This window comes from Chitinophaga sp. (assembly GCF_036569185.1).
In the GTDB taxonomy this organism is placed as follows: domain Bacteria; phylum Bacteroidota; class Bacteroidia; order Chitinophagales; family Chitinophagaceae; genus Chitinophaga.
Map to the genome: position 1 here is coordinate 1 of NZ_DATCRD010000319.1, position 11,305 is coordinate 11,305.

The following is an 11,305-nucleotide window of genomic DNA, read 5'->3' on the forward strand; positions in this document are numbered from 1 at the left end:
AAGATTGAACCGGGAAGGCGCGCTGGCGAAAGCCCTGCAAAGGGTAGCGGATGATGGCGCCACTGTTTTAGCTACATTGCCGGCCAATTCCCCCAGGTACCTGATGCCGTTTTCCCCGGTCATTATTGCCAATAATCCAAATATTATACAAAACGGGAGATGATCCCAGGCGTTTACGCATTTATTATTCCACTTTTAATAACAGCAATATGATCCTGAAAACAGAGCACCTCTCTCATAAATATGGCAGCAGTTGGGCCATACGTGATATTAATATAGAGATCGCACAACCGGGGGTGATAGGATTGCTGGGTTCTAACGGCGCCGGTAAATCCACTACAATGAACATTATTTGCGGTGCACTCAATCAAACCGAGGGGGTGGTATACATTAATGATATTAATTTAAGGGACGCGCCTGAAATAGCCAAAAAGGAAATAGGTTTTCTGCCGCAGGTACCACCTGTGTATCCTGATCTTACCATCGACGAGTACCTGGTTTATTGTGCAGAGTTGCGAAAAATAAGTAAGGACAAAATCAGGTCGTCTGTAGAAGAAGCGAAGGAACGTTGTGGTATTGCCCATTTCAGTTCACGGCTTATCAGAAACCTCTCGGGCGGTTACCGCCAGCGGGTAGGTATCGCACAGGCTATCATTCATAAACCCAAACTGGTGGTAATGGACGAGCCTACCAACGGATTGGATCCAAACCAGCTGATTGAAGCCAGGAAGCTGATAAAAGAGATTGCTGAAACACATACCGTACTGTTATCCTCACATATTCTTTCAGAGATCGGTCTCCTTTGCAGCGATATCATTATGATAGAATCAGGCAGGATTGTTTTTTCTGACAGTATGGATGCGTTTAACAACTACGTACAGGCAAGGTCTATGCTCATGAGGATGGATAATCCGCCATCCGTAACAGAGATATTAAGGATAAGTGGGATCACCGGGGCAGAGTTTCTGACAGATAAACAGGCAAGGGTTTATTTCGATGGCAATCATGATGATATTTCCGGCCGGCTGGTAGAAGCAAGCGTAATGGGTGGGTGGCAGCTGAAAGAGATATACGCAGACAAAGGATTACTGGACGACATATTTAAGCAATTATCTATCCAGGTTGCCCAATAAGAGAATCATAAACAGGTATTCAATGAGACAGATCATTAAAATAGCGAAGAATGAGCTCCTTAATCTTTTTTATTCTCCTGTGGCCTGGTTTCTCACAATTACGTTCTTCGTAATGTGTGCGCTCCTGTATACAGGTACTTTGTACCCTATTGCCAGAGGCGCCGAGATGGACTACAAAACAAGGCCCGAACTTGAATTTGTTGTGAACAACTCAATAACAGCCTTTATCTTTCCCGGCTTTTTTTTGAGCATAGTACAGTATGTGTATTTGTTTGTTCCGCTTCTTACAATGAACATTATCAGCCGCGAGCTGAATAACGGAACTATTAAATTGCTCTATTCTTCTCCCGTTAAGCTGCGTCAGATTGTACTGGGCAAATTCCTGGCGTTGTCGGTATATAACCTGGTCTTTACTTTGATCATGTCCGTTTTTGTTATTAACGCCTTTGCCGATCTAAGGGCGCCGGATTATGGGCCATCGCTGTCAGCGATGTTCGGTGTTTATCTTTTATTGTCAGCACTTACGGCCATCGGTTTTTTTATGTCGAGCCTCACTACTTACCCCGTCGTGTCTGCCATTGCCAGTTTTACGCTGCTTGCTGCACTGATGTCCGTAGGGCGGTTATGGCAACAATATGACTTTGTAAGGGACCTTACCTATTTTCTTTCCCTTAAGTCCCGGACAGAGTGGATGATAAATGGCCTAATCAGAAGTAAAGATGTGATCTATTACCTGGTCATCATATATATGTTCGTGGGATTTACGCTGCTGAAACTGAAAGGAGGGCGTGAGAACAGGCCCTGGTATGTAAAAGCGGTGAGATATATCCTGGTAACAGTATCCGGCCTGCTGGTTGGATATGTTGGCTCCAGGCCGCTCTGGAACAGCTACCTGGACACTACAGACAGGTATCTGAATACGATCAGGCCGGAAACGCAGAAGATCGTGAAAGAACTTGGTGACAGCGTGCTGGAAGTGACGCTTTACACAAACCTTCTTGATAACCCGCAGAATGTTGCAATGGGGCTTCCCGGTAACCGTAATAATTACCTGTCGTTATGGGAGCAGTACATACGTTTTAAGCCGGATATTAAATTCAGCTATGAATATTATTATGCAGTTCTGCCTGGCGATAGCATCTTATATAAGAAATTTCCCGGCAAAACATTGCAGCAGATAGCGGGATTAATGGCGAAGGGATACCAGGTTGACTCGGCGATGTTCAAGTCACCGGAAGAAATCCGTCAGCTTGCAGACCTGGAACCGGAGGGCTATGTGCTGATAGCACAGATGAAATACCAGGGAAGAAAAGTTTTTTTGAGAATTCTGCCTACCCTTCCATCTGAAATAGAAGTGGTGTCAACAGAACCTTATTTGAATGCCGCGTTTAAACGCTTACTGGGTACACAAATGCCCAAATTGACATTTGTGAGCGGTAACCTGGAACGCAGCATTTATAAAAGAGGGGAACGGGAATATTCCAGGTTGAGAAACCTGGTAAACCTGGGCTTTGATCTTGATACAGTGAACCTGGCTACCAAAGATATAGATACTGCAACTACCGTGCTGATACTTGCGGATCCTAAGATGGATCTGAATCCTGTGGTGCTGGGTAAGCTCAGGCATTACCTGAATAATGGTGGAGATATGCTGATTATGGGTGAGCCCCGGAAACAGTATGTGGTGAATCCTTTATTACGCCAGTTAGGTGTACAGCTGATGGAAGGGCAACTGGTGCAGCCGTCCAGGAATGAGACCCCCGACCAGGTGGGAACCTATCAGACAACGGCCTATTTCAATTTAAACAATCAGCCTGATCTCCGTTATGTAAAGCACCTCTGGGCACACAATATTTACTATGAAGACCTGGCGAAGATTATTACCTGGGGGATTGTACCTATTGACCAGGTAGCAGACAGTGGTTTTATAGTAAAACCTTTGTTGTTAACTAAGCCATTGATAGGCCAGGCTCCTGAGAAGGTATGGCAGAAGATGGGAAAACTGGTGGCTGATTCTGTGGCACCTGTTTTTAATGCGTCGGAAGGTGATATCAGCCAGGATTCATTTAATGTTGCTATCCAGCTGACCAGGAGTATAAAAGGCAAAGAGCAGCGTATTATCGTTTGCGGAGATGCCGATCTGATGAGCAATCTTAATACAGCGCAACCTGGTGAACCATTTTACAGCTGGCTGAGCTACAATAGATTTCCTGTTTATGGCACTATTCCGCTTCCGGGGGATAATAAAATTTTACTTGGCGGTGGCAGAGCTGCAGTGATGAGAGTAATATATGTATGGATAATGCCTGGGATAATGCTGCTGCTGGGCACCGTATTATTGTTAAGGAGGACAAGAAAATAAGCGACCGTTTGCAGGTTGGCGCGGGGCTGGAACTTTAAACACTACTTCAATGAAGATAATATTCAAAATAGCAAAAAATGAGTTGCGTCATGTTTTTTACTCCCCAATTGCCTGGTTTGTAATGATCGTATTTGGGTTGCAGTGCGCCATCTATTTCAGCAGTCCGTTGTATGGAGTGGCCAACTGGCAGGAGATCATGCTGAAAAACAGCCCGAAGTTCAAGGGAGATAATGCCCTGACCTATACCATATTTATATTCGGAGGCGTATTCTATAACGTGGTCAGTAATTTATATTTATTTATTCCTGTACTTACTATGGGACTCATCAGCCGGGAAGTGAGCAACGGATCAGTTAAATTATTGTATTCATCTCCCGTAAGCCTGTGGGAGATTGTATTGGGAAAATACCTGGGTATTATACTATACAATGTAATACTGGTATCCATACTGGGGATTTTTATGATAGCAGGCGTTATTAATATAAAGCATGTTGACTATGGAATGTTATTGTCTGCTGCCTTAGGTCTTTATCTGCTTATATGTGCTTACTCAGCTATTGGACTATTTATGTCTTCACTCAGCACTTACCAGATCGTTTCCGCGCTCAGCACATTCATTATCATTTTTGCACTCAGCCGTATTGGTGGAATATGGCAGCGGTATGACCTGGTAAGAGATCTCACTTACTTTCTTTCTCTTCAGAACAGGATCTATAAAATGTTGGAGGGACTGATTATTAGCAGGGACCTGATATACTTTATACTGGTGGCGGCTATGTTTGTCGCGTTCACATTTATAAAACTACAGGGAGGCAGGGACGACAGGCCCTGGTATATAAAGTTGGGCAGGTATACAATTGTGATATCAGTAGTATTATTGTTGGGATATTTCAGCTCCAGGCCATTGCTCACTGCTTATTTTGATACAACTGCTACCAAACGTAATACTATTCCCAGGGAGATGCAGCAATTGATTGAGGATATGGGCGACAGTACGCTTGAGGTGACATTATATACTAATTTACTGGGCGGGGGACTGGAACGCGGAATGCCTGAGACCCGTAATGCGGACTATATGGTAAATATGTGGGAACCGTACCTGCGTTTTAAACCCGGGATTGTATTTAAGTATGAATATTACTATGATGCCGATTCCCTGGGCCGGGATAGCGTAATATATAAGGATCTCCGGCAAATGGCGGCATCTAAAGCAGATGCCATTGATGCAGATCTGTCAATGTTTAAATCCCCGGAGCAGATGCATAGCATCATCAACCTGCAACCAGAAGGATACAGGTTGGTGATGCAGTTAAAATACAGGGGACGAACTGAAATGTTACGCACCTTTGATGACCCTTTTTTCTGGCCCGACCTGTCCAATGTTTCCGCTGCATTTAAGCGGCTGCTGAAGCCGGCCGGAATACCAAAAGTGTTTTTTGTAACAGGGGCGCTGCAGCGCGACATTTATAAAACCGGCAACAGGGAGTATGCCGTGCATTCCGCCGCTAAATACAGTCGGGGTGCGCTTGTGAACACCGGCTACGATGCAGATACACTTAACCTGGAAACCCAGGATATTCCAGCTGGCAGCTCCGCCCTGGTACTTGCCGATCCGAAAATGGAATTGAGCAATATCGTACAAAACAAATTGCGGCAATACACAGCGCGTGGAGGAAACTTGTTTATAATGGGAGAGCCCGGGAAACAATATGTACTGAATCCTTTTTTAAAGCAACTGGGTGTTCAGCTGCTCAATGGACAGCTCCTGGAGCCCACTTATGATGAAACACCTGATAAAGTGTTGCCCTATCTGACTGCCAACAGTAGCCATCTTCAGAAAGAGTTATCCTGGATAGCGAAGGCGCTGGTGTCAGGAAAAGATACTCTAAAAGTAATGACACCCGGGGTAACAGATATTAACTATACAACTGACAGCGCATTTACTGTGGAGCCTTTGCTCACAACTGTACCAGGCAGGGTATGGCTGAAACGCGGCGACCTGGTAATTGATTCCACTTTACCGCCCTTTAACCCCGAAAATGGCGATGTTAAAGCAACTTCCTTTTCACCGGTTATCCAGCTAACAAGACAGCTAAATGGTAAAGAACAACGGATTGTTGTGGCCGGTGACGCTGATTTTGCCAGTAATATGAGACTACCTGTCCTGTCTAATGCCGGTTTCCTGATGCCGGTATACAGCTGGCTATGTTATAATAAGTTCCCGGTGTCCATGACCCATATCCCTCCCAGGGATACTTTGCTGAGAGTAGGCGAAGCCAATGCTTATGTACAAAGGATCGTATATATGTGGGTGTTACCTGCAATCATATTACTGGCAGGGATCATCCTGCTGGTAAGAAGAAAAAATAAATAGAGAAACTAATAATATAGAAAATGACTTTATTGCAGACAGATGATCAGACAATAGATGACCTGGAGATCTTTGGAAAAAGGAACAGCCGTGGGATCTATGATATCTACAACCGCTCAAATACCCATGGAGGGGAAATATTATTGCAGGAAATATTCCGCAATCCCTTGTCTGATAAAGAAGCGATTAACAGGCGCAGTAGCATTATTGAAAGTTTTGGAAAGTTATCTCTTTCCTTTCCATATAACGCCTCCTTGTTTGATGCAGTAGAAAAGTATTTAAGTGTTACTGAAGAGAACATGAAGAGTAAAACCGGTAAGGCTGCTCTTGGTGAAAAAGAAATACAGAATGGCGTGGGTGCAGTTATTGAAATTATCCGCTTAACCAGCGAGTTTGTAGAAAAGAAAGAGATACGGAATATTAAAGCGTATGATACAGAGCGTGAATCAATAGCAATGCTGATTAATTATCCAGCTTTTGAGCCTGTACTGAGGGAACATTCTAAAGGAAAACTTTCTTACAGCGCTGCAACCGCTTACGATGCTTTGTTCAGGGTTAGTGAGCGAGAGAAAGTAGAGCAGCTGTTAGGCCATATTTATTACCTTGATGTATACATGTCTGTAGCTGCTACCGCAAAAGAGAAAAAATTTGTTTTTCCCAAAGCGCTGGATAAAGGGACCTGTGAATTAAATATAGCCGGCGTTTACCACCCTTCCCTGAAAGAGCCGGTAGTCAATGATATCAGGATGAATGCTTCCGGCAACATAATCTTTCTCACAGGGGCAAACATGGCAGGGAAATCCACCTTCCTGCGGGCTTTAAGCACCGCCCTGTATATAGCGCATATAGGATTTCCTGTGGCCGCCGGAGCTATGGAGTTTTCAGTGATGGATGGTATCTTTACTACCATCAACCTGCCCGATAATCTCGGTATTGGCGCCAGCCATTTTTACATGGAGGTATTGAGGGTAAAAAAAGTGGCAGCGGCAATAAGCACAGGTAAATCTTACTTCGTTCTGTTCGATGAACTGTTCCGCGGTACCAATGTAAAAGATGCACATGAGGCTACTGTTGCTGTTACCAAAGGATTTGCGGCAAACCGGAATAGTATGTTCGTTATATCCTCTCACATTGTGGAAGCAGGAGAGGAATTGGAAGAAGCCGATAACATCAGCTTCCTTTACCTGCCTACACACATGAATGGACATGTACCGGAATATACTTACAAACTAGAGCGTGGTATTACCGCCGACCGGCATGGCATGATCATCATCCGGAATGAAGGCATCCCGGAGATACTGAATAATGGAAGGAAGCAACCGGAAGCCGGAAAAACCGTTGCCGCCTTTATTACAGACAAACAAACGCTGGACGAACTGAATCTCTTAGGCAAGTTCAGGCACGACTCTGTATATCATTTATTCAACCAGGTTAGAACAAGAGGCGGGGAACAGTTACTGGATCAGATGTTCCGTCATCCCTTAACGGATGCTGCTGCTATCAATGAACGAAGCAGTATTTTCAGTTTTTTCCAACAGGCGGACCCCCTGTTCCCTTTTGATGTACAACAGCTTCATCTCATGCATGAATACCTGGATGTACAGGCGCCTGAAAGTGCAGCCCTTGTGCTGGCAGGCACTTATATCCAGAAAGTATTATCAGTGCTTACCCGGGATGAAGCCTACAGAAAGAAAATGCAGGGTTTACAGGCAACTATCATTACCCTGAACCGCTGTTATAACTTTGTGGAGTCTTTCAAACCAGGTGCAGGTCCCTATGAATTACGTCTGAAAAGCATCAGGGAACTGCTATCGGACAAGCAACTGGAGAAACTTAGGAATATAGACATCTATAAAGCGTTACCTGTAAGTACGCTGGCATATTATGATCATCTTTTAAAATCAAAATTGCAAAAGGAAATGCAGTTACTGCTTTCGTTTATCTATGAGATAGATGTAAACATTGTGGTAAGCAGGGTGGCGCGTAATAAGGGATTCCATTATGCAGTGGCGCTGCCGGCAGAGAAGAATATATTTTCAGTGACAGGGCTGTGTCATCCCTGTATTGACAAGGCAGTAGGAAACAACTTATCGTTACAGGAGCAACGTCATATAATGTTCCTTACCGGCGCCAATATGGCGGGTAAATCCACCCTGATGAAATCTGTAGGTATCGGCCTCTATATGGCGCACATGGGCTTCCCGGTAGCAGCGGAACAGATGGAATTTTCCGTGAGGGAGGGATTGTATTCTTCTATCAACGTGGCAGATAACATCGGGCTTGGCTACAGCCATTTTTATGCAGAGGTGGTACGCGTAAAACAAGCTGCCGAAGCAGCAGCGAGTGGTAAAAGATTGCTGCTGTTATTTGACGAGCTATTTAAAGGTACCAACGTAAAAGATGCTTACGACGGCACACTTACCGTAACGGAAGGATTTGCCGGTTACCGTGAATGCCTGTTCATTGTATCCACACATATTATTGAAGTAGGAGAAGCCCTGAAAGAGCGGCCTGACATCCATTTTGCATATATGCCTACTGTTATGGACAATGCACGCCCCCGTTACACATATAAGCTGGAAGAGGGTATTACATCAGACCGGCAAGGTATGATGATTATCCGGAACGAGCACATACTGGAATTATTGGATAAACAAGTTGAATAGATGGTGATGAAATAAGGTGTAGGGCCGGCGATTTGTGCGGTGCTGCTGTTATTCTCCTCCGCCATATATGGGCAGACTGCTACATCAGATGAGATGTATATAGAACGATATTTTCATTACCATCATCATCTTCTTCTAATATTAATTCCCAGTTTATTTTTTCAGCAATCTCAGTTAACATACTAACATACAGGTTTTCATTTTCCGGATTGGATTTTGATCCGACTATAACGATCAAATTCACCCATTCACTGTTAAAATCTGCGGCGCTGCCATAATTACCATTATCTGAATTGACAGCAGTAACACTAATCCAGGGGAAGGGGTCTATGTTACAGAATTGCTGGTTGCCTGTAGATCGTAATTTTCCTGTATTTTCCAAAACGTTAAGAACATCACTGGTCAATAACTTTTCGCTGTAAGTATTGTTACCCCGTATTTCGTAGTACCAGTAAAGATGCGACCACATAGTTTTTATTTTGAGATCAGATATTGCAAATATATGCCATTCAAATAACCTTTGTATATTTGAGAAACCAGTGGTAAACACGTCAGATAATACAACCCAATGGCTGCTGAACAATTTTTTAAAAAAATAAGGACCTACACTGATCTTTCAGGCGAAGCCGAAAATGCCTGGCAGCGCCTGCTCGTAGAGAAGACCTATGAGAAGGGGGATTACTTTATACGGATAGGGCAAACTCCTCAACGGGTAGCATTTGTTGTGAAAGGGCTTTTTGCACAGTATTACTTTAACGACAACGGAGAAACGGTTATCAAATACTTTTTCCCGGAAGGTAGGATTGCCGGCTCAATTCCCGCAACATTAACACACTCAGCAAGTTTGTTTGATATTATCGCACTTGAAGAAACCACCGTCCTTGAATATAATTACAATGAGTTTAAAAAACTGGTTTCAACATTTGGGGATGTAGCTGCATTTTATATTCGCTACCTGGAGCAGCATTGGGTGATAGATAAAGAGCCCTATGAAGTATCGCTGCGAAGCGACTCGGCGAAGGTCCGTTATGCCGATTTTTTACGAAAATACCCCGACCTTGTAAAAAGGCTGAAGAAACACCAGATTGCCGCCTATCTTGGTATTACTCCCACTCAATTAAGCCGGATTTTTGGTTACAGCAAATAAATTCTGACTTTCTCAACATTTGTAAAGGTTTTTTCATTTTTACCTTTTCATCTTTGCATCTGTAGCCAATATTAAACTTTAAAAAAATGAAACAGGTATTTATCAACTTAGCAGTACAAGACGTTGAAAAGTCAATGGACTTTTATACCCAACTTGGGTTTGTAGTTAACCCGCAGTTTTCCGACGACCAGGGCAAATGCATGGTTTGGAGCGACGCCATTTTCGTGATGATTATGAGCCATGAAAAGTTTAAAACATTTACGAAGAAGCCAATAGCCGATACCAAAAGCCATATTGCCGGCTTATTTGCTTTATCCGTGGAAAGTGTAAACCAGGTAAATGAAATTGTTGAAAATGGATTAAAGGCAGGCGGAACAGAACCAATGCCTATGACAGATTACGGTTTCATGCAACTACGGCGGATAGAAGACCTGGACGGGCATACCTGGGAAATATTTTTTATGGATCCTACGCAAATTCCCAACCAGGATTAAGTATAACATGATTACAGGCGTCATAGAAGGGCTTGTAACCGGTATACTTTTTAGCGCAATCATTTCAATATTTACAAAATCAAAAAGTAAATAAATGAGTATGGCAAACAAAATAGACGAGTTTGTAACCAAACTCAAACACCCAATGAAAGCGGAAATTGAAGAAGCAATAAAAATAATTCGCGGTGCAAGCAGCGATTTAGAAGAAGACGTAAAATGGGGCGGCCCCAGCTTTGACTATAAAGAGCCAATGGCCACCATGAACCCAAGAATAACGGACTATGTTGTTTTCATTTTCCACAAAGGCGAATTAATAAAAGATAAAAGCGGATTGCTTGAACCAGCGCCTAAAGGCAAAGCCTATCTGAAGCTTCACTCCATGAAGGAAATAAAAGACAACAAAGCAAATATTCAGGGTATTGTGAAAAGCTGGATAAAGATCATGAACGCCTAACCGTGCAATGCAAGGTTATTCCCGGCGCTTTGTACACGCCGGGAATAACTTACAGGAATAATTATTTCATCAGGCTGATGTTAGTAAGACCGCCATCAGAAAGTATTTCGGTGCCAACTATAAAAGCCGAATCATCCGATGCCAGGAATACAGCGGCGTTGCCAATGTCGGAAGGAAGCCCTTGCCTGCCCGCAGGCGTAATATCTATCCAAACCTGTTTCACCTGTTCCACTTGTTCCTGTGGTACAATTTTTCCAAAAACAGGCGTGTCGATAGAACCCGGCGAAAGCGTATTCACGCGTATTTTTCTTGATAACAGGTCCAGCGATAATCCTTTGGCCAATGATATGATGGCTGCTTTTGCTGCACTGTAAATAGCCATGCCGGGCACTGCACGATGCGCGGCACTCGATCCGATCAGTATGATGGAAGCACCGTCATTTAAATACGGAAGCGATTTTTGTACAGTGAAATAGACACTTTTTAAATTCAGATCCATGTACCGGTCATAATTTTCTTCTGTAACATCGCTGATGGCAGCCAGGGGAAATCCATCCACAATGCCGCCTGCATTCACTACCAATACATCAATTTTACCAAATTTATCAGCGGTTTTCCTGAATATATTATCCAGGTCATTGAGATTGGTAACATCTCCTTTAATGCCAATAAAACCGG

At 43.5% G+C, this 11,305-nt stretch carries 9 protein-coding genes; 7 read left to right on the forward strand and 2 right to left on the reverse strand.

Going from position 1 to position 11,305, the window contains the following annotated elements; all coding sequences use genetic code 11:
* Window positions 1-209 precede the first annotated feature (209 nt).
* The 4 genes from VIM72_RS24535 to VIM72_RS24550 are packed head-to-tail and all read left to right on the forward strand — an operon-like array spanning window position 210 to window position 8,532.
* Complete coding sequence (locus VIM72_RS24535; protein WP_332005462.1) at window positions 210-1,133, forward strand: ABC transporter ATP-binding protein; 924 nt, start codon at window positions 210-212, stop codon at window positions 1,131-1,133.
* A 22-nt stretch (window positions 1,134-1,155) separates the two neighbouring features.
* Window positions 1,156-3,495, forward strand: coding sequence for a Gldg family protein (locus VIM72_RS24540; protein WP_332005463.1), 2,340 nt, complete (start codon window positions 1,156-1,158; stop codon window positions 3,493-3,495).
* 49 nt (window positions 3,496-3,544) lie between these two features.
* The gene (locus VIM72_RS24545) at window positions 3,545-5,869 is read left to right on the forward strand and encodes a Gldg family protein (RefSeq protein ID WP_332005464.1); all 2,325 of its coding nucleotides are present in this window, start codon (window positions 3,545-3,547) and stop codon (window positions 5,867-5,869) included.
* 20 nt (window positions 5,870-5,889) lie between these two features.
* Window positions 5,890-8,532 carry a MutS-related protein gene (locus VIM72_RS24550; RefSeq protein ID WP_332005465.1) on the forward strand — a complete coding sequence of 881 codons (2,643 nt, stop codon included), beginning with the start codon at window positions 5,890-5,892 and terminating at the stop codon, window positions 8,530-8,532.
* Between the two features lie 79 nt (window positions 8,533-8,611).
* Here VIM72_RS24550 and VIM72_RS24555 read toward each other — a convergent pair whose 3' ends face one another.
* Window positions 8,612-9,001 (reverse strand): hypothetical protein, encoded by a 390-nt coding sequence (locus VIM72_RS24555; protein WP_332005466.1) that lies wholly within the window; start codon window positions 8,999-9,001, stop codon window positions 8,612-8,614.
* A gap of 99 nt (window positions 9,002-9,100) precedes the next feature.
* Here VIM72_RS24555 and VIM72_RS24560 point away from each other — a divergent pair, with 99 nt between their 5' ends.
* From VIM72_RS24560 to VIM72_RS24570, 3 genes are all read left to right on the forward strand, one after another.
* Entirely contained in the window at window positions 9,101-9,679 is a 579-nt protein-coding gene (locus VIM72_RS24560; protein WP_332005467.1) for a Crp/Fnr family transcriptional regulator, read from the forward strand.
* 86 nt (window positions 9,680-9,765) lie between these two features.
* Window positions 9,766-10,173 carry a VOC family protein gene (locus tag VIM72_RS24565; RefSeq protein ID WP_332005468.1) on the forward strand — a complete coding sequence of 136 codons (408 nt, stop codon included), beginning with the start codon at window positions 9,766-9,768 and terminating at the stop codon, window positions 10,171-10,173.
* Window positions 10,174-10,273: 100 nt separating this feature from the next.
* Window positions 10,274-10,627: a DUF1801 domain-containing protein gene (locus VIM72_RS24570; RefSeq protein ID WP_332005469.1), complete on the forward strand. Its 354-nt coding sequence runs from the start codon at window positions 10,274-10,276 to the stop codon at window positions 10,625-10,627.
* A gap of 61 nt (window positions 10,628-10,688) precedes the next feature.
* Here VIM72_RS24570 and VIM72_RS24575 read toward each other — a convergent pair.
* Window positions 10,689-11,305, reverse strand: a 617-nt coding sequence (locus VIM72_RS24575) for an SDR family NAD(P)-dependent oxidoreductase (RefSeq protein ID WP_332005470.1), incomplete at its 5' end; no start/stop codon positions are given.

Excerpts from the sequence above, each read along its gene's own strand:
- VIM72_RS24535 (WP_332005462.1), top strand. The coding sequence starts at position 210 with ATGATCCTGAAAACAGAGCACCTCTCTCATAAATATGGCAGCAGTTGG.
- VIM72_RS24540 (WP_332005463.1), top strand. The coding sequence starts at position 1,156 with ATGAGACAGATCATTAAAATAGCGAAGAATGAGCTCCTTAATCTTTTT.
- VIM72_RS24545 (WP_332005464.1), top strand. The coding sequence starts at position 3,545 with ATGAAGATAATATTCAAAATAGCAAAAAATGAGTTGCGTCATGTTTTT.
- VIM72_RS24550 (WP_332005465.1), top strand. The coding sequence starts at position 5,890 with ATGACTTTATTGCAGACAGATGATCAGACAATAGATGACCTGGAGATC.
- VIM72_RS24555 (WP_332005466.1), bottom strand. The coding sequence starts at position 9,001 with ATGTGGTCGCATCTTTACTGGTACTACGAAATACGGGGTAACAATACT.
- VIM72_RS24560 (WP_332005467.1), top strand. The coding sequence starts at position 9,101 with ATGGCTGCTGAACAATTTTTTAAAAAAATAAGGACCTACACTGATCTT.
- VIM72_RS24565 (WP_332005468.1), top strand. The coding sequence starts at position 9,766 with ATGAAACAGGTATTTATCAACTTAGCAGTACAAGACGTTGAAAAGTCA.
- VIM72_RS24570 (WP_332005469.1), top strand. The coding sequence starts at position 10,274 with ATGGCAAACAAAATAGACGAGTTTGTAACCAAACTCAAACACCCAATG.